The sequence below is a fragment of the Colwellia asteriadis genome (genome assembly GCF_039523295.1).
GTDB classification, from domain to species: Bacteria; Pseudomonadota; Gammaproteobacteria; order Enterobacterales; family Alteromonadaceae; genus Colwellia; species Colwellia asteriadis.
The window spans coordinates 292,614-315,133 of sequence record NZ_BAAAFA010000004.1 but is presented as its reverse complement, the minus strand read 5'-3'; the positions used below and the strand labels follow the sequence as shown (position 1 = coordinate 315,133).

The following is a 22,520-nucleotide window of genomic DNA, read 5'->3' as shown; positions in this document are numbered from 1 at the left end:
TTCAAGTGTGGTCTGTAATGCTTGTTCAATATTCACAAAAAAAATCCGTAGTTAGTTTCCTAACTACGGATTTTGCATGATCGTTTGGATCGGTCAACCGATCATTCTCTTAACTGATCGGCATTGGGCTAATGCCCTTCTCTATTAACTTTAGCTATCTAAGCTAGGTGCTTAGCAAATTATACTTACTTGCGTAAAATATTATCTACTGTGCCTTGTGCTAAGCCGTGGTAACCAGGGCGAGCTTTATCATATACTCTACTTGCCCATACTTTACTCTCAGGATTTTTAGCTAACTCTTTATAAAGAGGAACAATTAGCTTACGTCGACCTATGCCTTCCAGATACTTTTCCATGGCAGGGTAAACTTCGTTGTAGCCCACTCGAATCGATAATAAATACCAAGCATGTGCTATTTCAGCATTTTTACTATTGGTTAAGTCAAAAGCATTATCTAGGCTCACCATACGATCAGAGCTAATATCAAGTGGTAAGTTATTGATAAAGTGCAACCACTCATGCAAGGTCCAGTTTTTAGTTGGTAGCTCAGACAAGCTAACTTCATCGGCAAGCAATTGTGCTATTTGATTATCAATCACACTAAACGCATTTGATGTCGGCTTAGGCACATAACTTGGTAAGCCTTGCTGGTAAATCCACTCATTAAGCTCTTTATGGCTTACAATACCTGGGTATTTATCAATAAGGTTTGCTTTAATATATTTAACAAAATTTTCAGTCCCTAAACTTTCAAAAGCATGACCATCAAAGTAGTCGAGTACAAATTTATCAAAACGTTCACGTCCATATTTTTGCTCAAGATAAATTAAGAATAGTTGTCCTTTAATGTAAGGTACACCTGAAAAAGCGTCATCGGGATCGCGCCCTTGTAAATCAATATAAAGCTGAGTATCGTTTGGTGCTAGTTCTGCTATTTCAAAGTTTAAGTCTTGCGCCGATAATGCCTGTTCCATAACAGCTCTGTCTGTACCAAATACCGCTTCCATGATGCGATTTTCAACATAGCTAGTAAAACCTTCATTCAACCATAAGTCACGCCAACTTTCATTGGTGACTAAGTTGCCTGACCAAGAGTGTGCTAATTCATGAGCAATAAGGTTAACTAAGCTTTTATCACCGGCAATAACGGTTGGGGTAATAAATGATAAGCGAGGATTTTCCATACCGCCAAACGGGAAACTTGGTGGTAAAATTAATAAATCGTAGCGTCCCCAACGGTATTTACCGTACATAGCTTCGGCTTTATCAATCATCATTTGTGTATCGTCAAATTCAGCGACGGCAGCATCTAAAATATAACTTTCTGCATAAATACCTGTTTGATGACTCATCGCTTTAAAGTGCAAGTCACCTACACCAATGGCAATCAAGTATGGTGGAATAGCTTGTGGCATTGAAAAAAAGTAATCGCCATCACGCTCTGTTGTCGGTTCATTATTAGCACTCATTACGGCTAATAAATCTTTATCAGTAGTTATACGAGCCGTATAAGTTACACGTACACTTGGTGTGTCTTGAATTGGTATCCACGAACGTGCATGAATAGCCTGGTTTTGGCTAAATAAGAAAGGCTTATCTTTACCCGCTGTTTGCTCTGCAGATAACCATTGTAAACCTGACGCTTTTTCAGTTGAGTTATAATAAACTCGGACTTTTTTCGCTTTAAACTGAGTATTAATCGTTAACTTGCTACCTAAAACGTCATCTCGCTTCGCTAAGTTGTAATCAGTTTTTTTCCACTCACCTTGACTATTTTGGGCCAGCACACGGTGAATAACTAAATCACGAGTATCAAGAATCACTGGCGCTGGTTTATCGCTTAACCAGTTTAAGGAAAGATCAACAAAGCCTTTAAGTGATTTTTTATCAAAATCTACATCAAGATCCAAATATACATGCGTTGTTTTTACTTGATCATAATTTGCATAAGTATAAGCATCCGTTAATACTTGAGCTGATACGTTATGATGAGCATGCTCTTGCGCTGACAATGCTGGTGCTGACGATACAGCCAAACAGCTAAGCAACAGGCAAAGTTTTGAAAAATTTTTCATAGCATTTTTACCTTAGTTAGACTAAAAATGGTGGGCTGTATCAAATTATTGAAACAATGTAGCCCAAAACAAACAAGCCCGTAGATTACAGTGTATCTACGGGCTTGTTCAATAATAAATCCGAGTCAATCAATTAAATAACTTAGGATTTTGTTCAAAATCAGTTACGGTTTTTGCATTTGAATAACCACACGTCTATTTTTACCGCGACCTAATGTGGTGTCGTTAGAGGCAATATGACGTTTTTCACCATAACCACTCGCTTCTATTCGGCTTGCATCTATACCGTTTTGTACAAAATAATCTCTAATCTTTGTTGCTCGACGCTGTGATAATCGTAAGTTAGCATCACGACCGCCATAGCTATCTGAATATGCATCAATAAGCACTAACTCTAATTCAGGATCTAAACTTAAGTATTCACGAATCATATTCATGCGTCGCTGCGAAGCTTTAGTAAACTTGTCACTATTTGATTGATAATTCAGTACGGTATAAGAAATATCATCAAAGCTGTAGTTTAATAAGTTACCAATACAGCCGACAAAATCTTGATAAGCTTTTCTAAAGCGTGCCGTAGATAAACCCACTGATATTTTATCACTGTCGCTATACCAGTCGTTATAATAAAAAGTGGGGCTCATGCCCTGCTCTAGTTCACTCAACATAGTCCAAGCCACTTTTTTAGGTAGACTTGGGTTGAATTGTTTATATAACTTCATATCAGCTAAACGACGTGAGCCATTACCTGGCTGCCAGCTTGGTGAAACACTACGTACCTCGGCCAACGAATAATTGTCAGGTAGTAACATCATATCAAGCTCAAACTCCATATTTAATTGACGGTTTGCTTTAGCGTAAAAGCGAGCTTCGCCATATTGAGGTATTTGATGTGATAATGTGCACTGTAAGCGCGAATCGTTAGATAAGAGCCATGTAGAGTTTTGAATATTAGCGCTATATTGACGAATTCCCGCCTGCGCATTGTTACTCCAAAACCCAGCAGTTAAGCTAGTGGCTAATAAAGAAAATAATGTAATTGATATGAGTGTTTTTTTCATAATGTTATGCACAATACTAATAAACAATGACCAACCAATAGTCACTAATTATCACTAATATAGAGTAATATAAAGGATATATAGGTTATCGTCCTAATCTAAGATAACTTTAGCAGTTTCTTCTCAATTAATCGCCATTTAGTGATAAATAATGAGGCCTAATACATCAAAATCCTTTTGCACCTCGTTTTTAAAAGACTTTTCTGAGATAATTGCTGAAATTTTTGATGCGTGCTTTTATTTATCTTATGTCTAATCCAATACCAGAAATAACACCTAAACCAGCCAATAACGACCCATCACCAAAAACAAGTCAACCTCAAGAGCTTACTTCACCAGCTTTATCTCAACGTTTTAGAGGTTACTTCCCCGTTGTTATTGATGTTGAAACAGCAGGTTTTAACGCACAAACCGATGCACTACTCGAGCTAGCAGCCTCAGTATTAACGCTAGACGAAGAAACCGGGCTAATGTCGATTGATGAAACAATTCAATTTAATATTAACCCTTTTGAGGGAGCCAATTTAGAGCCTAAAGCATTAGCTTTTACCGGTATTGACCCTACAAACCCGTTACGTTTTGCGGTAGATGAAGATGAAGCACTAAAGTCATTATTTAAACTCGTGAGAAAAAAAATGAAATTGGCTGGTTGCCAACGCGCCATCATTGTTGCTCATAACGCGGCTTTTGATTTAGGATTTTTAAATGCAGCCACCGAGCGCTGTAATATAAAGCGTAGCCCTTTTCATGCATTTGTGAGCTTTGACACGACAACACTGTCAGGGCTTGCTTTAGGGCAAACCGTATTAGCTAAAGCCTGTGTTGCCGCCAATATAGAGTTCAATAATAGTGAAGCGCATAGCGCCTTATACGATACCGAAAAAACTGCTGAGCTATTTTGTTATATTGTTAATAAATGGAAAACTTTAGGTGGTTGGCCAATGCCAACCATAGAAGAGTAATGTCACTCAGCTAAGCCAACCTCCTTAACTGAAAAACAAAAAAACCGCCGAGGCGGTTTTTTTATATGCTAATTATTATAATTAGCGCTTAAAAGCTAATTTACTCGTAGTTAACCAAAAAGACGAATAAGTACTAACAATTAAAGCTGTTCAGCGTTATCTGTAAGGTAAGATGCAACACCTTCTGGGGAAGCTGTCATACCTTTATCACCTTTGTTCCAACCTGCAGGACATACTTCACCGTGTTCTTGGTGGAATTGTAATGCATCAACCATACGTAACATTTCATCAACGTTACGACCTAATGGTAAATCGTTAACTACTTGGTGACGAACATTACCTTCTTCATCAATTAAGAATGAACCGCGGAATGCAACACCAGCTTCTGGATGTTCTACATCGTACGCTTTACAAATTTCATGTTTAACATCAGCAACTAATGTGTATTGTACTGGACCAATACCACCTTCGTTTACTGGCGTGTTACGCCATGCATTATGAGAAAATTGAGAATCGATAGAAACACCGATAACTTCAACACCACGGCTTTTGAACTCGTCCATACGGTGATCAAATGCTAACAACTCTGAAGGACATACAAAAGTAAAATCTAATGGGTAGAAAAATACGACTGCTTTTTTACCTTTGATTGCTTCACTTAACGTAAAAGAATCAACAATCTCACCATTACCTAATACAGCTGCTGCTGTGAAATCTGGTGCTGAACGACCAACTAATACACTCATTTTATGCTCCGTTTTTATTTATTTTCAAAAAATTTAATAATTTTTACATCACAATACTGTAAAAATACATTGTTATGTAAAAGGTTTACTACTCGGCAGAGTTTTCTTCTGCTGAACTATATTTTGCTGTAGTTTCGGTAAGTAATGTTTGTAACTCACCTTGTTGAAACATTTCAATAATAATGTCACAACCACCAACTAATTCACCATCCACCCATAACTGTGGAAAAGTTGGCCAATCTGCGTAAATTGGCAATTCCGCACGAATATCAGGGTTTTGTAAAATGTCGACATAAGCAAATTTTTCATTACAAGAGATTAGCGCTTGTGATGCTTGTGATGAAAAACCACAACTTGGTAACTTAGGTGAGCCTTTCATATATAGCAATACAGGATTTTCGCTAATTTGTTGCTTAATACGTTCAATTGTATCCATGGTAACCTCTTTATTAATGCTCATGACTTGAAATGCACTGCGTTTATTAAGAGATAGTGCCTAAAAATAAACTTTCAATACCAATCAAAAAAAAATATGACTATTATATGCTAATTAACTCTTGAAACTGAGCTAACTAAGACCAATATAATAATACCTGAGTATTTTACTCAAGTTTTAACAAAAACACAGTAAAAAATAACTATAACCTGGAGAGCAAAATGGCAATTGAATTACCATCACTACCTTACGAGCAAAATGCACTAGAGCCACATATCTCAGCTGAGACATTATCATTTCACTACGGCAAGCATCACAATACCTATGTTGTAAAGCTAAATGGTTTAATTGAAGGCACTGAATTTGCTGATAAATCATTAGAAGAAATCGTAAAAACTTCTTCTGCAGGTATTTTTAATAACGCTGCACAAATTTGGAACCATACGTTTTACTGGCATAGCCTTAGCCCAACAGGTGGCTCTGAGCCAACGGGTTCATTAGCTGACGCAATTAATGCAAGCTTTGGTTCTTTTGCTGAATTTAAAGCAAAATTTACTGACAGCGCAATTAACAACTTCGGTTCAAGCTGGACTTGGTTAGTAAAAAATGCTGACGGTAGCTTAGCTATTGTTAACACCTCTAATGCAGCTACACCATTAACTGATGAAGGCGTTACTCCTTTATTAACCGTAGATTTATGGGAACATGCTTACTACATTGATTACCGTAACGTGCGCCCAGATTACTTAAATGGTTTTTGGGCATTAGCTAACTGGGATTTTGCACAAGCAAACTTCAGCTAAATTAAATAAACTATTGATAATAGTAAAAATAAAAAACGAGCTATTTAGCTCGTTTTTTGTATTTAAGTGCATTGGCATACTGCTTGACATTATGTGTCAGCTTTATAAAAGCTTAACGTGAGGCTAACCTATTTCGCCTTGATTCAAGATAAATTAATAGGTTTTAATTACTTTCACAGAGTCCGTAACACTTTCAGCAGAAATATAACCAATAGCACCTGGGTTTGACTGGATAAAATCAATGACTGCTTTATCGTTCTCAAGCTCTTTTGGCGGTTTAGCTTTACCCGAAAACATTAATTTAGACCAGTACGCCTTTATTTGTGTGGCACTTTTATTTAAAACTTTATCTTCAAATTCAGCTCTAGCTGACTGATCCGAGTTTAAGTTAACTAAAGTAACTTTATCTCCTGTCGAATAACTTTTAATTTTACCTAAAAAAATACGAGGAATATCCCCCTCATCTATTGCTGCTGTATTAGCACTATTAACAATAACCGCTACATCAGCGAGTGCACTTACACTATAAACAAGAAAAAACGTTATTAATGAAAGTTTTATTTTATATTTGTTAAGTAATTTCATTGGCATCCCCTTAAAAAACAGTAACTAAAGCGGTTCTAAAAACACCCGCATCATGTAAACTATTTAAGTCATCGCTAAAGTCTGTATATTCAAATTTAAGAGCTGCTGACTCATGAAAATTCCAACGTAACCCAAGGGTAATATAGCTCTCATCGGCTTTTTGCTGATTAACTAAACCTTGCGTACTCGCTTTTAAAAAGTCAATACCAGGGTCTAAGCCCCAAGGCACTCCAGCAGTTAAGTCATTTTTACTATTTTCATCAACGCCGTAGGTAACATGTAAAAGCATATTTGAAAAACGCCAACCTGCCATAACATAGTAAGACTCTTCATCCGCTATCGCCATATCATCTAGCGTTAGCTCAGTGTACTCCCCAACAATAAGGAAATTTTCAAAGTCTAACTGAAAACCTAACTCAACGAATAGAGCTTTATCTTCTTCAATTAAAACATCACTTGCAACATCAGTAAAACCGGCTTGTTGCCAGCCATAGGCAATTTCATTTATCCCCGAGTGTGGAATAGTAGTATCGGCTTGAAATATACCTGCACGTAAAGTTAACCAATCGCGAGTTAAAGTAAATGAGCCGCCAAGTAAGTCTTTAAAATCTGGACTAACGGTTTCACCAAATACATCGAGTTTATCTGTATTACGCCCATACATAACTTGGAAGGTACTATCAAACTCTCCTAGACTGGTACTATAAATAGCGCCAACGCCATCAAAAGTATCAAAAATCAAATCGTATACACCTGCTGGGGGCGTAATCCAAGTATAAGCATAAGAGACATCAAGAAAGTCAGAATACATATAAAAAGGCGCTCGTTGACGTCCCACTAAAAAGCGTAAGTCATCAGTCGCATCATAGCTGATATAAGCCCATTCAAAATCGACATCCCAGTCATTTTTACCTCGAGAAATAATTTGCGCAGTTACGCCAATACCATCCGTTAAATCGGCGCTAGCTTGTAAAGCAAATAACGAGTCATTTTTAAAGTCAAAACTGTCATCATAACCATATAACTCATCTTTACTAGATGTAGTCACTCCTCCAACAATAGAAGAAAAGCCATTAAACACTATTTCTGCGTGTAAGTTACCTGCAAATAACGCGCTAGTAACGATAAGAGCTTTACATGTATGTTTCATATATATCCACCTTAACCGTTTATTATAATTAACTTAAAAACTATTGATTAACCACTACACTTTAAATTGACGAGCAACTGCTTCTAACTCTGACGCCAAACTTAATAAACTATCACTTACCCCTGCAATTTCTTGTGATGCAGAGGAAGCTTCATTGGCACATGTTTGTATATCTTCAACATGCCCAACCATTAACCCCGAGACTTGGTGCTGCTCTTCTGTAGCAACTGCTATAGCGCCATTCATATCAGCAATAATATTCACGGTATCTGTTATAGCAACTAAGCTATGTCCTGCTTCATTGGCACTTTCGACACTCACTTCCACACTCGCTTGTGAGTTTTCCATCATAGTAACCGCCCGCTTAGCTGCACTTTGCAATTGGCTTAACATTTGGTTAATTTCTTCAGTTGACTCTTGAGTTCGAGACGCTAAGCCTCTTACCTCATCGGCAACCACAGCAAACCCTCTGCCTTGCTCTCCAGCTCTAGCGGCTTCAATAGCAGCATTTAATGCCAATAAATTAGTTTGATCAGCAATACCGCGAATAACCTCTAAAACCACATTGACACGACTAGTATCCTCTTGGAGCTGATTTATAGACTCTGCAGCTTGAGTAATATTATCAGCAAGAACTCTAATGCCTTCGATGGTTTTCTCAACCACCTCCTTGCCTTTTACCGCTTCATTATTAGCATTTTTAGCCGCGTCAGCGGCATCTGCTGCATTGGTTGTTATTTCTGCAACACTTTGACTCATTTCTTCAACTGAGCTTCGAGATTGATCTACGCTATCAGATTGTCGTTTAAACGACTCAATGGTATTATTTGATAACGTTGAAATGTTATTTGCGGTATCTGCAAGTGGTAAGGCGGTATCAACCACATTTTTGATGACGTTTTGTAGCTTTTCTATAAAACTATTAAACCAAAAAACTAAGTCCCCCATTTCATCTTTACTACTAGTCACTAGCCGTACCGTTAAGTCACCATTTTCTTGAGCGATACCTTTCATTGAGCTAATAATATCTTTTAGTTTTTCACTAATAGTATTAGCAATAGGCAAAGCCACAGCAAACAAGCTTAGTAATGTTACAACGCCAAGAACAATCCCCATTGTTGAAGTCGACTCCGCGTTTTCATTAACTGATTCAAATGCTTGGGTGAATGACTGGTAACGCTGCTCTTGAAAGGTATTTAATTCGGTTTGTAAACGCGTTAAGTTTTCCGACATCGCCTGACTACGGGGGCCTAAGGTTTCAAAGTCAGCAGTTCCATCAACCATCTCTTTAGAAAGCGCATGGGCTAGTTGATAGTACTCATTAAAATCTCTTAATAACTTTCGTAAGAAGTTTGCATTACTGGCATCAGATGCAATATTTTCTTCTAATTTAGCACGAGTTTCATCTGCATATTTATCAGCAAGCTCTAATAAATCAACTTCTCCCATGGTAACGGCATTACCTAACGTTTCTTTTATCTTATCCAAACGAACAAGGCTATGTTCTGATGTTTGTAATAGCTGATACTCAACATGATAGGCTTGATTAAGTTGAGTTACTATTTGCGACATAGACACTAAAGTTATTGCTAAATAAACGCAAAAACCTAACGCACCTACCATAGGAATTAATAAAATCTTATAGCGTATAGATAATTTTTTGAAAAAGTTCATCTCATCCTTGCCTTTTATTATTTTTGTGAATTATTACTATTTATTATGTTGTAATTTTAGGTTTCGATAGCAACTATCAACAATCGTGCTCTTATGATTGGCACGCATACATACACGCATACATACACGCATAAAAATAGTCTAGGAAAGAAGTCTCTAAATAACAAACCTAAAAATAACTTTTAATGAGAATAGTTATTTGATCTTCTTTTGTTTTTTTTACAAAGTAACAATAAAGTTGCTTAAGTTTCCTAGCTAAATCAATTAAAGCAACTAATCTTAAAATATAACAATTAAAATATAACGAGCACGTCACTTTAGTGACCTTTTACTTTAGTTATAGTGAGTGTTTAGTCTGAAGTTATGGTTGATTTATTAATGATACTATTTAGATAAAATACCTTTAAACGCAAGCTTAACAATAGATAGAAATAATATGGAAATGCTGTAAGAACTAAACTTTAATAATAATTTGATGACGATAACATTGCGCTTTTTAGGAGACGGTTATGAGTATTTTTCAACATTATCAAACACGTTACGAGCAATCACAGCAAGAAGAGTTAAGTTTGCAAGACTTTTTAACCCTCTGCAAGGATGACAAATTAGCCTACGCTAGTGCCTCGGAAAGATTGCTCAGTGCTATTGGTACTCCAGAAGCAATAGATACCGCAAATGATCCCAGATTAAGTCGAATATTTTCAAATAGAGTAATTAATCGTTACCCCGCTTTCGCAGACTTTTATGGTATGGAAGATGCTATCGAGCAAATAGTCTCTTATCTTAAGCATGCTTCTCAAGGCTTAGAGGAGCAAAAGCAAATTCTTTATTTACTTGGCCCTGTTGGCGGCGGTAAATCCTCACTAGCGGAAAAACTGAAAGCACTAATGCAAAAAGATCCTATTTATATTTTAAGTGCTAACGGTGAGTTAAGCCCTGTTAATGACCACCCATTCTGTTTATTTGATGCACACTCTGACGGTAAAATTCTAAAAGAAGAATACAATATTCCAGAACGCTACCTAAATACTATTATTTCACCTTGGGCGGCTAAGCGCTTGCATGAATTTAAAGGAGATATTGCACAGTTTAAAGTGGTAAAAGTATACCCTTCTATTCTTGATCAAATAGCCATTGCTAAAACTGAACCAGGGGACGATAACAACCAAGACATATCAGCCTTAGTGGGAAAAGTCGACATTAGACAATTAGAGCACTTCGCGCAAAATGATGCCGATGCCTATAGTTACTCGGGTGCCCTGTGTCGTGCTAACCAAGGCCTAATGGAGTTTGTTGAAATGTTCAAAGCACCAATTAAAGTGCTGCACCCACTACTTACTGCCACACAAGAAGGCAACTACAACCCAACCGAAGGTTTATCGGCCCTACCCTTTAACGGCATTCTATTAGCTCACTCTAACGAGTCAGAGTGGCAAACGTTTAGAAATAATAAAAATAATGAAGCCTTTTTAGATCGCGTTTATATTGTTAAGGTTCCTTACTGTATGCGGGTTTCTGAAGAGGTAAATATATACAAAAAACTACTTGAGCACAGCGAATTAAAAACAGCGCAATGCGCCCCTGATACATTAGAAATTTTAGCCCAATTCTCAGTACTGTCACGTATTAAAGAGCCTGATAACTCCAGTATTTACTCGAAAATGCGCGTCTATGATGGTGAAACACTTAAAGATACAGATCCAAAAGCTAAGTCTTATCAAGAGTACCGCGATTATGCGGGTATAGATGAAGGGATGTCAGGCTTGTCAACACGTTTTGCTTTTAAAATATTATCACGTGTTTTTAATTTTGATAATCAAGAAGTTGCAGCAAATCCCGTACATTTATTTTATGTACTAGAGCAGCAAGTTGAGCGTGAACAATTACCACAAGAAACCACTGAACGTTATATGGAGTTTATTAAAGGTTACTTAACTCCTCAATATATTGAGTTTATTGGGAAAGAAATTCAAACCGCGTATTTAGAGTCTTATTCTGAATACGGTCAAAATATCTTTGATCGTTATGTCACTTATGCCGATTTTTGGATACAAGATCAAGAATATAGGGATGCCGAAACTGGTCAGCTTTTTGATAGACAATCATTAAATGAAGAGCTAGAAAAAATTGAAAAGCCTGCGGGTATTAGTAATCCAAAAGATTTTCGTAATGAAATTGTTAACTTTGTCTTACGTGCCAAAGCCAATAATAATGGCAAAAATCCAGCATGGACTAGCTATGAAAAATTACGTACGGTTATTGAGAAAAAAATGTTCTCTAATACCGAAGACCTATTGCCCGTTATTTCTTTTAATGCAAAAACATCAACTGATGATCAGCAAAAACATGATGACTTTGTACAGCGTATGATGACCAAAGGCTATACCCAAAAACAAGTAAGGTTATTATCTGAGTGGTACTTACGTGTAAGAAAATCTTCTTAACGGAGGTGATGTATGGCTAATTTTATAGATAGACGCCTTAACAGTAAAAATAAAAGTACTGTTAATCGTCAGCGATTTCTAAGGCGCTACAAAAACCAAATTAAAAAATCCGTTGAAGGGGCCATTAATCAGCGTGGCGTGACTGATATTAGTTCAGGTGAAAATATTACTATTCCTAAAAAAGATTTATCTGAGCCAGTGTTTCACCAAGGTAGCGGCGGTGTAAAGGATAGAGTTCATCCTGGAAATGATCAATTTTCACCTGGAGATAGAATTCCAAGACCACCGCAACAACAAGGTCAAGGTTCAGGTAAAGGTGAAGCGAGTGATAGCGGAGAGGGAGAAGATGAGTTTTCATTTTCTATATCTAAAGAGGAGTACTTAGACTTATTATTTGAAGATTTAGAGTTACCTAACTTAGAAAAAAACCAGTTAGATAAGCTCATTGAATACAAAACGGTACGCAGTGGTTATTGCGCTGAAGGGGTACCGTCAAATATTGATATAGTAAAGTCTTTACAAGGATCTATTGCACGCCGAATAGCTATGACGGCAAGCAAGCGTAAAGAGTTAAAAGCCTTAGAAGCTCGACTTGCTTTGATACAAAGTGATAAACATGATCATATTCAAGAAGAAAAAGAGCTCAAAGAGAGCATATTAGCGCTTACAAATAAAATAAAGAAAGTCCCTTTTATTGATACTTTTGACCTGCGCTTTAGAAATTATGCACGACAAGCTGTTCCAACCTCAAAAGCGGTTATGTTTTGTCTAATGGATGTTTCTGGTTCAATGGATCAAGCCACTAAAGATATTGCTAAACGATTTTATATTTTACTCTATTTATTTCTTAGCCAAACCTATAAAAATATCGATGTTGTTTATATTCGTCACCATACCCAAGCAAAAGAAGTTGACGAGCATGAGTTCTTTTATTCTCAAGAAACGGGAGGCACTATTGCATCAAGCGCATTGGAGCTAATGAATGACATAATTAATGAACGTTATAATGATAGTCAATGGAATATATACGGCGCTCAAGCCTCTGATGGCGATAACTGGGCAGATGATTCTCCTCAATGTAAAGCCATACTGGAGAAAAACATATTACCAAGGTCACGCTACTTTAGTTATATTGAAATAACACAGCGAGCACACCAAACGCTTTGGCAACACTACCAGCAACTCACCCACACCCACGGTAACTTTGCTATTGAGCATATAAAATCGGTCACAGATATTTACCCTGTATTTAGAGAGCTTTTCAAAAAAAATACAACATCAAATGCCGCATAAAAAGGTGGATGACATTATGAACACTTCATCTAAAAAGAATAATAAAGAACAGCAAAAAGATTCAGTTAATGGTACCCATGAGAAAGCAAAAAAGCCACTAAGTGATAACTCAGATTGGTCATTTGAATTATTAGAACAATATCAAAATGAGATAGCAAGAGTTGCCGAGATTTATCGACTTGATACTTATACCAACCAAATAGAGGTTATAACAGCAGAGCAAATGATGGATGCCTACGCGAGTGTTGGTATGCCTATTGGTTATAACCATTGGACTTTTGGTAAAAAATTCATTCAAACCGAGCAAAATTATAAGCGTGGACAAATGGGCTTAGCTTATGAAATTGTTATTAACTCAAGCCCTTGCATTTCATATTTAATGGAAGAAAATACGATGACAATGCAAGCACTGGTGATGGCGCATGCTTGTTATGGTCATAACTCTTTTTTTAAAGGTAATTATTTATTTAAGTCATGGACGGATGCAGACTCAATTATTGATTACTTACTCTTTGCGAAAAATTACATAAGTAAATGCGAGCTTAAATATGGCATAGCAGAAGTTGAGGCAACGTTAGATGCGTGTCATGCGCTCATGAATCATGGTGTAGATCGCTATAAAAGACCACAAAAAATCTCACTCGACGAAGAGTTAAAGCGACAAGAAGAGCGCAGTGAGTACCTGCAATCACAAGTAAATATGCTATGGCGTACATTGCCAAAATCTACAGAAAAAAGTGCAAGTGGCACAGTACAATTCCCTAGTGAACCACAAGAAAACATTCTTTATTTTATTGAAAAAAATGCGCCATTATTAAAGCCATGGCAAAGAGAGATTGTCCGTATTGTTCGAAAAATATCACAATACTTTTATCCCCAAAAACAAACCCAAGTGATGAATGAAGGCTGGGCATGCTTTTGGCACTACACCTTATTAAACCACCTCTATGATGAAGGGTTAGTAACCGACAAGTTTATGTTGGAGTTTTTACACAGTCACACTAATGTAGTTGCCCAGCCAGACTATAACAGCAAGTATTATTCAGGCATAAACCCGTACGCATTAGGGTTTAATATGTTTATGGATATTCGCCGCATTTGTGAGCATCCAACTGAAGAAGATAGAGCTTACTTCCCTGAGATAGCTGGCAGCAATTGGCTCGACACTGTGCACTTTGCCATGGAAAACTTTAAAGATGAGAGTTTTATTAGCCAATATTTATCACCGAAATTGATGCGAGATTTTAAGTTATTTCACATTAATGATGATACACAAAACAATTATGTGGAAATAGGCGCAATACATAATGAGCAGGGTTATAAAAGCTTACGTAACAATTTAGCCAATCAATACAATTTAAGTAATTTAGAAGTCAATATTCAAATTATTGATGCGAATATTGATGGCGATAGAGGGCTAACCTTAAGATACACTCCGCATAACGGAGTAAGTCTAGGAGACTCAAAAGACGAAGTGTTAAAGCACTTACATTACTTATGGCATTTTGAGGTAAAGATAGTTCAAGAAAATAATGTTGGTATTGATGAAGTTATCGCACAATGTCCTGCCAACACAAAAAAAGGCGACTAATGTCGCCTTAATAAAAGTACTGGTTCAAAGCAGAGAAAACTTTATTAGTTATTAGAAAGCTCTTTTAAAACTTCTGCTTTGAGATCAATCCAAAGTTTCCCAGACTCCATGCCGTAATTACGGACCGCCGCCGCTGCCTCATCAAATTTATTATTATTAGCTAAATCAATAAGTGACTGATAATAAGTACGTGAAATTTCACGCCCTTGAGGGTGGGCAAAGTATAATCGACCAATACGAGAATATAATCCACCTAAACCATTTAAAATAAGTAAGTAAATAGGGTTTCCTGATACGACCACTAATTCTTTATTAAGTTGATAGTCAAACTCAGCAAAAGCTTCACCAGTATCTTCAATGTCAGTATACTTTTGCAATAATGCAGCAGTGGCCTCAGGGTTATTTTTAATTGCACCACGAATATAAATAGTACTAATGTTAGTACGTGCTGATAATAAGTTATCAACTAAGTCTGGAATACCTTCTTGGTCAAGCTCTGCCAATGTGGCAAGAATATTTAAGCTTGAGGTTTCCCAAAAATTATTCACTTTAGTTGGTTTTCCATGTTGAATAGTCAACCAACCATCTCTTGCTAAACGCTGTAGCACTTCTCTGAGCGTTGTTCTAGTCACACCAATTAACTCAGATAATTCACGTTCTGCTGGTAAAATAGAGCCTGGAGGGAAGCCACCATTCCAAATAGATTCAACTATGTACTGCTCAGCAAAACCTGCTGGACTTTGAGCTTTTATAACCATTGATTATGCTTACCTAAGTTTAAACGTGAACGACAATATAATAAGCAACTGATTGTACCAGAAGTTTTTTTCTACACAAGTGCAACCGAGGGCATTCGAATACCATAGCTATCCGCTATTCAAGCTATCAATGGCACGAATGCTCAATATCAATAATATTGATTGCAATCAAAGTCTTTGTTGTATCATTTTGTTATGATTTTGATAGAATTCACGCAAAAATAATCATACTTACCTTCAGCCGTATTAATTTTACAGCTTAATAGAGAATAACATGAAACCATTTCTATTGATTTTACTGGCATTTACAGCAGTACTCTTTCCTAGCATAGCATTTGCTTCAGCAGACCTCGGACAAACGCTTAATTTAACTAATCACTGGATTGGCTATACCGCGATTGCTATTTTTGTTGTTGCTTATTCACTTGTTATTTTAGAAGAACAACTTCACTTACGTAAATCAAAACCGGTTTTACTTGCCGCGGGTTTAATCTGGGTTTTAATTGCCATAGTTTACGCTTCAGAGGGCATGCCCCATGCCGCTGAAGTGGCAATACGTCATAATTTCTTAGAATATGCCGAATTGTTCTTCTTTTTACTGGTCGCTATGACTTACATCAACGCAATGTTAGAGCGCGGTGTGTTTGATGCGTTACGTGACTGGCTAGTACATAAAGGATTTAGCTATAAAGCACTATTTTGGTTAACTGGTATTCTCGCTTTCTTTATTTCACCTATCGCTGATAACTTAACTACCGCTTTAATAATGTGTGCTGTAGTGCTTGCCGTTGGTAAAGATGAACCTAAGTTTATCGCTATGAGTTGTGTAAACATCGTTGTAGGTGCTAATGCTGGTGGTGCTTTTAGCCCCTTTGGTGATATAACAACCCTAATGGTTTGGCAAAAAGGGATTGTACAATTTACTGAGTTTTTTGCGCTATTCTTACCATCAGTAGTGAACTTTATTATCCCAGCGTTTATTATGCAGTTTTTCCTTCCTAAAGGTCACCCTAGCCCTAATGAAGGTGATGGTGCTGTCATTAAAAAAGGCGGCTTAACCATTGTCGGATTATTTTTATTAACCATTGTTACTGCAGTATCTTTCCATAACTTCTTACACTTACCCCCTGTATTTGGCATGATGTTAGGTTTAGCTTACTTAAAGTTCTTCGGCTACTACATACGTAAAACAGGTCAAGGTGAAATTGATACCTCAGATTTACCGACCAGCCACGCGCCTGAAAACAGCTTCGACATTTTTGATAAAATAGCAAAAGCAGAATGGGATACTTTATTCTTCTTCTACGGTGTTATCCTAGCGGTTGGCGGTTTAGGCTTTATTGGTTATTTAGGCATGGTTTCTGAGTTCATGTATGGTGAGCTTGGCGCGACAAATGCCAATATATTAGTAGGTATTTTATCGGCAATTGTTGATAACATTCCCGTAATGTTTGCAGTACTAACAATGAACCCTGATATGTCACATACCCAATGGTTGCTAGTAACATTAACCGCTGGTGTTGGCGGTAGCTTATTATCTATAGGCTCCGCTGCTGGCGTTGCCTTAATGGGTCAAGCAAGAGGCTATTACACCTTTTTCGCACACCTAAAATGGATGCCTGTTATCTCTTTAGGTTATGCTGCCAGTATTTACGTGCATTTACTTATAAACTAAATACCCTATATAAATCTTGTTATTCATATTTAATTACAAGATTTTTAATAATTATAATTAGCTTATAACCGCTAAATTGTTATGATAAAGCCCCTAAATGCAGGGGCTTTTTTTATGGCTGCTAAAATACTTACTTTAAAACTTATACGTACCTTTAAGGAATTTTTTTGAACTATCTCAGCAAAATAACGACAACCAGAACCCCCTGGTTACTACTCGCATTATCAGCACTTGGATTAGAGTTAACGGCATTATTTTTTCAATACTCCATGGACTTAGCCCCATGTATTATGTGTGTGTATCAACGTTTAGCTATTTTGGCGATTGTTATCGCCGGTATTATTGGTGCTGCTGGGCACAACAATATCATTGCTAGGGTTACTGCATTTTCATTATGGGGGACTGGTGCTATTTGGGGTGGTTTGATCGCACTTGAGCATATTGAAATGCAAAGTAATAGCGGCTCATTATTTTTTAGCTGTGAATTTATTCCTAACTTCCCAACTTGGGCACCGCTTCATGAGTGGCTACCTTTTTTATTTGAGGCAACAGGTGATTGTGGTGAAATTAGTTGGCAATTTTTAGGGTTTAGCATGCCACAATGGATGCTAGTTATTTATGCATTTTACAGTATAGCTTTCGCTGTTATTCTACTTAATAGATTGGTTATTGCTAAAAAACCTTAGTCTATTATCTGTTTATAAAAACAGGTAAAGCATGCTCACTTATCAATAATCATAAGTGAGCATGCTTCTCTCAATTTTTCACCTCTTAAGCTTTTAAGTTATTCTGCAATAATAGGCGCGCCAACTCCTGCGGCGACATAAGGAATAACCTTATTTATTAATGTCTCAATCGATACATCATTATTAAAATCATTACGCGAGATATCCATTAATGCATCACTTGACGACATCGTAAAAACAATAGTTCCCATGGTAAAGTGCAAACGCCAAAACATTTCCTGTGTGGTTAACTCTGGATAAGCTTTATGAACGGCTTTGGTAAAATGCGTAAAAACATTTGGATACTGTGTGGTTAAAAACCAACGCAAAAAGCCTTGGCTATCGGTATAGCCCCGTCCTAATAATTGTAAAAAAATACTAGTACCATTAACTTTAAATTCATTTAAATGCAGTAACGGCTCCACAAAAGCAAAAAATACCTCATCAAGATTAGGTTTATCGTCACCATGCACAATAACCGACAAAGCGAGCTCTAATTTAGGAGCCAGTTCATTCATATAACGAGACATTACCGCTTTAATTAATTCCTTTTTTGAACCAAAATGATAGTTAACTGCCGCTAAATTAACCCCAGCAGAGCTAGTAATTTCTCGCAACGATGTGCCATTAAATCCTTTATCTGCAAAGAGTAATTCTGCTGCATCTAATATTTTATTCTTTGTACTCATAGCTGTAACACTCTCTATTATTCATAAGCCATTCAAATATAAGTGTTAAAACACCTAGTTCAAACATCCGTTTAAAATAGCTTATATCCCCCTTAGCTACAAGTATTATCCTTACCTTGTGTTGAATTATTCAATATGCACAAACAGGATAAAAAATTAACCATAAAAAATAGAATAAAAGTTGAACTTAATTATAGTCAGCACCTCTAACTATACGAATACATGTTATTTCCTGACTCAGCGACCTGATCTGTCAATCACTCCCTGAGTCATTTTTTTATCTAATACTTCACCTTGGTTGCATTACAAATCGTTACGATAGCTATACAGTAAAGATCAACCATCACCGATATCATATTGTTAGTTTTCATTCTCCCTTGTAGTAACAATATGTTTATTAAGTAACTATTTCATGTTGTGTCTTTAGCCCTCTTTTTTAAAGAGGGCTTTTTTTTATTATTTACTTAGCTAAAATTCTCATAGTTAATTTTGCTAAAAAGTTGAATCAATTCAACTTTTTTATATACTAGCAATCACCAATATTCTAATAAAAATTTAGTTAATCATAATGAAAAACATAACAACAACGTTTAAGTTAACGGGCTTAGCTTTAGTTATAGCGGCTTCATTAACTGCCTGTAACAAAGAAACCGTAACCGCACCGGTTACTCAAAATAATGCAGAAAAAGTTGCCACACCATTAACGGCTAAAGACGCACAAGTATTTTTAGATGATGTTGCCAAAGAAATGGTAGCGTTAGGTCTAGAAGGCGCTAGAGCACAATGGATTTATGCTAACTTTATTACCGAAGATACTGCATCACTTGCAGCAGAGTCTAGTCAAAAATCAACTGAAGCCGGCGTACGATTTGCTATGCAAGCTGCCAAGTTTGATAATGTTGAAGTGAATGCCACTCAACGTCGTCAATTAAACTTTTTAAAGCAAAGTTTAGTATTGCCTGCGCCACAAGACTCTGAAAAATCGGCTGAGTTAGCGCAAATAGGCGCTAAGTTAGGCAGCATTTATGGTAAAGGTAGCTACACAACTAAAACAGGTGAAAAACTGAGTTTAGGTGATATGACCTCAACAATGGCTACATCACGTGATTACGATGAGTTACTTGAGTTATGGACAGGCTGGCGTGAAATTAGCCCTGAAATGAAGCCTTTATATACTCGTCAAGCTGAGCTTGCTAACGAAGGTGCCAACGGTTTAGGTTATAAAGATTTAGGCGCTATGTGGCGTTCAAATTACGATATGCCTGCAGATGACTTTGCAAACGAATTAGACCGCTTATGGGGTCAAGTTAAGCCACTGTATGAAGACTTACACTGTTATGTTCGTACAGAGCTTGGTGAAACTTATGGTACTGATAAAGTTGCACAAGATAAACCTATTCCGGCTCATTTATTAGGTAACATGTGGGCACAATCGTGGGGTAACATTTACGATTTAGTGGCACCTGAAGATGCTGATCCTGGCTACGATGTTACTAAGCAGTTAGCAAAGCATAATTACGATGAAATAGGCATGGTTAAAGGTGCTGAGAAGTTCTTTACTTCATTAGGCTTTGCACCACTTCCTGAAACGTTTTATACACGTTCTTTATTTACTAAACCTGCAGACAGAGATGTTATTTGTCATGCTAGTGCTTGGGATTTAGATGCTAAAGATGATTTACGCATTAAAATGTGTATTCAAAAAACAGGGGAAGAATTCAACGTTATTCATCATGAATTAGGGCATAACTTCTACCAACGCGCCTATAAAGACCAACCAGTGTATTTCCAAAACAGTGCAAATGATGGTTTCCATGAAGCGATTGGCGATACAATTGCATTATCGGTAACTCCTAAATACTTAAAAGAAATCGGCTTAATTGATACTATTCCAGATGAGTCAAAAGACATTGGCTTATTAATGAAGCAGGCTCTTGATAAAATAGCCTTTATTCCTTTTGGTTTAATGGTTGATCAATGGCGCTGGAAAGTTTACTCAGGTGAAATTTCCCCTGAAAACTACAACACAGCATGGTGGGAATTACGTGAAAAATATCAAGGTGTAACAGCACCTGTAGCGCGTGACGCTGATGCTTTTGATCCTGGCGCTAAATACCATGTTCCTGGTGGTGTTCCTTATAGCCGTTATTTCTTAGCGCATATTCAACAATTTGAATTCCACCGTGCGTTATGTGAAATTTCAGGTAATACCGACCCTATTCACCGTTGCTCTATTTACAACTCTAAAGAAGCGGGTAAAGCATTAAACACTATGCTTGAAATGGGCTCTAGTCAGCCTTGGCAACAAGCTTATAAAGTTGTAACGGGTAGTGAGCAAATGGATGCAACAGCCATTTTAGATTACTTTGCACCTTTACATGTATGGCTTAAAGATAAAAACCAAGGTAAGCAGTGTGGTTTCTAGCACATAGTGCTATTGGGCTAATTCGGCTCTTATAGCACTCTTAGCGAATCAAAAAGCCCCGTTATTCATGACAATAACGGGGCTTTTTCTTTCCTTTGAAATACTTTTATAGCAAACTTAACGGCTATAACTTAACTGCTATAATTTCACTAGCTCATATGCACTAGCATGTTACTTGGTTGCTCTAAGAAAGATTTCCATAAATTACAAAAACGCGCGATAGTCCCACCATCAATAACACGATGATCACCAGACCAGCTAACTTGCATAATACTGCGCGCTTGTACATTACCAAATTCATCAAAGCGTGGTAACTTTTGTACTTTACCTAAAGCAACTATAGCAACTTCAGGCTTATTAATAATTGGAGTTGCAACTGTCCCACCAATAGCACCAATATTTGAAATAGTAATAGTTCCCTCTTTTAAATCACCTGCCGCTACTCGTCCATTACGAGCATCAGTTGTTAAACGAGAAATATCATGTGCTAAATCAATAATTGACTTAGTTTGTACTTGCTTGATATTAGGAACTAACAAACCGACTTTGGAGTCAACCGCCATACCAATATTATGATCGTTAAAATAAGTTATTTCAGAGCAATCCGCATTCACTTTTGAGTTGATAACAGGGTACTCTTTCAACGCTAACGACATTGCCTTCATAAAAAATGGCATCATGGTTAGTTTAATATCTTGCTTTGCATATTGCTCTTTTAACGCACTACGTAATGCAATAAGCTCTGTTAAATCAATCTCTTCACAATAAGTAAAATGTGGGATGGTGCTAACGCTGTCTTGCATTGCATTAGCCATTACCGCTTGAATACCACGAATTGCTTCTACACGTGTACCGCCAACGCTATGTTGGGCCGGTAAGCTTGCTAGCGTCATACTCTGTTGAGTAAAGGCAACAACATCATCTTTATATACTCGACCTTTTTTACCGCTACCATCGACCTCATGAATGTTCACATCTAATTCACGGGCGACACGACGAACGGCAGGACTAGCAAGCGCTTTTCCTTGAGAGTTTTTCGATTGAGATAGTTTTTCGGGTGTTTGCTCAAGCTTACTCACTACAGTAGCAACTTGCTCAGAACTTGTTGTCGGCTCTATTTTGCTCGCTTGGGCCTCACTTGTATCCGAGTGACTAACCGCACCCTTATCTTCATTCGGTGTCATTGAAAATAACGGCGCATGTACTTTTGCAATATCACCTTGTTGATAATAAAGCTTTTCAACAACCCCTGAATGCATTGAGGGTATTTGCACCATCGCTTTGTCTGTCATGACATCAGCGATAGGCTGATCTTCTGCAATGGTTTCACCTTCTTTAACCAGCCATTCAACCAGCTCACATTCAACAATACCTTCACCAATATCAGGTAATATAAAATCAATACTCATGTTCTGTTCCTGTAGTTGG

At 37.1% G+C, this 22,520-nt stretch carries 18 protein-coding genes; 8 read left to right on the top strand and 10 right to left on the bottom strand.

The features are described 5' to 3' along the window. Positions 1–185: 185 nt before the first annotated feature. The gene (locus ABD005_RS07885) at positions 186–2,075 is read right to left on the bottom strand and encodes a M1 family metallopeptidase (RefSeq protein WP_343816791.1); all 1,890 of its coding nucleotides are present in this window, start codon (positions 2,073–2,075) and stop codon (positions 186–188) included. A 164-nt stretch (positions 2,076–2,239) separates the two neighbouring features. Further along, entirely contained in the window at positions 2,240–3,136 is an 897-nt protein-coding gene (locus tag ABD005_RS07880; protein ID WP_215980422.1) for a flagellar protein MotY, read from the bottom strand. A 248-nt stretch (positions 3,137–3,384) separates the two neighbouring features. Here ABD005_RS07880 and rnt point away from each other — a divergent pair, with 248 nt between their 5' ends. Beyond that, on the top strand, positions 3,385–4,098 hold the full coding sequence (rnt, locus tag ABD005_RS07875; RefSeq protein WP_343816789.1) for a ribonuclease T: 714 nt from the start codon (positions 3,385–3,387) through the stop codon (positions 4,096–4,098). Positions 4,099–4,238: 140 nt separating this feature from the next. Here the strand turns inward: rnt and ABD005_RS07870 are convergent, their stop codons facing one another. Together ABD005_RS07870 and ABD005_RS07865 are read right to left on the bottom strand one after the other, a co-directional pair. After that, positions 4,239–4,844: a peroxiredoxin gene (locus ABD005_RS07870; RefSeq protein WP_215980424.1), complete on the bottom strand. Its 606-nt coding sequence runs from the start codon at positions 4,842–4,844 to the stop codon at positions 4,239–4,241. A gap of 88 nt (positions 4,845–4,932) precedes the next feature. Then, positions 4,933–5,280: a Grx4 family monothiol glutaredoxin gene (locus ABD005_RS07865; RefSeq protein WP_215980425.1), complete on the bottom strand. Its 348-nt coding sequence runs from the start codon at positions 5,278–5,280 to the stop codon at positions 4,933–4,935. A gap of 221 nt (positions 5,281–5,501) precedes the next feature. Here ABD005_RS07865 and sodB point away from each other — a divergent pair, with 221 nt between their 5' ends. Next, positions 5,502–6,083 carry a superoxide dismutase [Fe] gene (gene sodB, locus ABD005_RS07860; protein WP_343816788.1) on the top strand — a complete coding sequence of 194 codons (582 nt, stop codon included), beginning with the start codon at positions 5,502–5,504 and terminating at the stop codon, positions 6,081–6,083. A gap of 153 nt (positions 6,084–6,236) precedes the next feature. Here the strand turns inward: sodB and ABD005_RS07855 are convergent, their stop codons facing one another. The 3 genes from ABD005_RS07855 to ABD005_RS07845 are packed head-to-tail and all read right to left on the bottom strand — an operon-like array spanning position 6,237 to position 9,492. Then, a complete protein-coding gene (locus ABD005_RS07855) occupies positions 6,237–6,668 on the bottom strand; it encodes a type 2 periplasmic-binding domain-containing protein (RefSeq protein ID WP_343816787.1) in 432 nt (143 codons plus the stop codon). Positions 6,669–6,678: 10 nt separating this feature from the next. After that, complete coding sequence (locus ABD005_RS07850) at positions 6,679–7,818, bottom strand: porin (RefSeq protein WP_215980427.1); 1,140 nt, start codon at positions 7,816–7,818, stop codon at positions 6,679–6,681. Positions 7,819–7,872: 54 nt separating this feature from the next. Further along, positions 7,873–9,492 carry a methyl-accepting chemotaxis protein gene (locus tag ABD005_RS07845; protein ID WP_343816786.1) on the bottom strand — a complete coding sequence of 540 codons (1,620 nt, stop codon included), beginning with the start codon at positions 9,490–9,492 and terminating at the stop codon, positions 7,873–7,875. Between the two features lie 509 nt (positions 9,493–10,001). On the opposite strand from ABD005_RS07845, the gene ABD005_RS07840 reads away from it, so the two are divergent. The 3 genes from ABD005_RS07840 to ABD005_RS07830 are packed head-to-tail and all read left to right on the top strand — an operon-like array spanning position 10,002 to position 14,820. Further along, a complete protein-coding gene (locus ABD005_RS07840; protein WP_343816785.1) occupies positions 10,002–11,936 on the top strand; it encodes a PrkA family serine protein kinase in 1,935 nt (644 codons plus the stop codon). Between the two features lie 12 nt (positions 11,937–11,948). Further along, positions 11,949–13,229, top strand: coding sequence for a YeaH/YhbH family protein (locus ABD005_RS07835; RefSeq protein WP_343816784.1), 1,281 nt, complete (start codon positions 11,949–11,951; stop codon positions 13,227–13,229). Positions 13,230–13,245: 16 nt separating this feature from the next. Then, positions 13,246–14,820, top strand: coding sequence for a SpoVR family protein (locus ABD005_RS07830; protein WP_343816783.1), 1,575 nt, complete (start codon positions 13,246–13,248; stop codon positions 14,818–14,820). Between the two features lie 44 nt (positions 14,821–14,864). On the opposite strand, the gene fadR is transcribed toward ABD005_RS07830, so the two are convergent. Then, positions 14,865–15,578 carry a fatty acid metabolism transcriptional regulator FadR gene (gene fadR, locus ABD005_RS07825; protein ID WP_215980432.1) on the bottom strand — a complete coding sequence of 238 codons (714 nt, stop codon included), beginning with the start codon at positions 15,576–15,578 and terminating at the stop codon, positions 14,865–14,867. 274 nt (positions 15,579–15,852) lie between these two features. Here fadR and nhaD point away from each other — a divergent pair, with 274 nt between their 5' ends. Then, complete coding sequence (gene nhaD / locus ABD005_RS07820) at positions 15,853–17,253, top strand: sodium:proton antiporter NhaD (protein WP_215980433.1); 1,401 nt, start codon at positions 15,853–15,855, stop codon at positions 17,251–17,253. Positions 17,254–17,420: 167 nt separating this feature from the next. Further along, positions 17,421–17,939 (top strand): disulfide bond formation protein DsbB, encoded by a 519-nt coding sequence (gene dsbB / locus ABD005_RS07815; RefSeq protein WP_343816782.1) that lies wholly within the window; start codon positions 17,421–17,423, stop codon positions 17,937–17,939. Between the two features lie 98 nt (positions 17,940–18,037). Here the strand turns inward: dsbB and psrA are convergent, their stop codons facing one another. Further along, positions 18,038–18,667 carry a TetR family transcriptional repressor PsrA gene (gene psrA / locus ABD005_RS07810; RefSeq protein WP_343816781.1) on the bottom strand — a complete coding sequence of 210 codons (630 nt, stop codon included), beginning with the start codon at positions 18,665–18,667 and terminating at the stop codon, positions 18,038–18,040. A 568-nt stretch (positions 18,668–19,235) separates the two neighbouring features. On the opposite strand from psrA, the gene ABD005_RS07805 reads away from it, so the two are divergent. Continuing rightward, positions 19,236–21,092 carry a M2 family metallopeptidase gene (locus ABD005_RS07805; RefSeq protein ID WP_343816780.1) on the top strand — a complete coding sequence of 619 codons (1,857 nt, stop codon included), beginning with the start codon at positions 19,236–19,238 and terminating at the stop codon, positions 21,090–21,092. A 149-nt stretch (positions 21,093–21,241) separates the two neighbouring features. Here ABD005_RS07805 and ABD005_RS07800 read toward each other — a convergent pair whose 3' ends face one another. After that, positions 21,242–22,501 carry a dihydrolipoyllysine-residue acetyltransferase gene (locus ABD005_RS07800; RefSeq protein WP_343816779.1) on the bottom strand — a complete coding sequence of 420 codons (1,260 nt, stop codon included), beginning with the start codon at positions 22,499–22,501 and terminating at the stop codon, positions 21,242–21,244. Between the last annotated feature and the right edge of the window lie 19 nt (positions 22,502–22,520).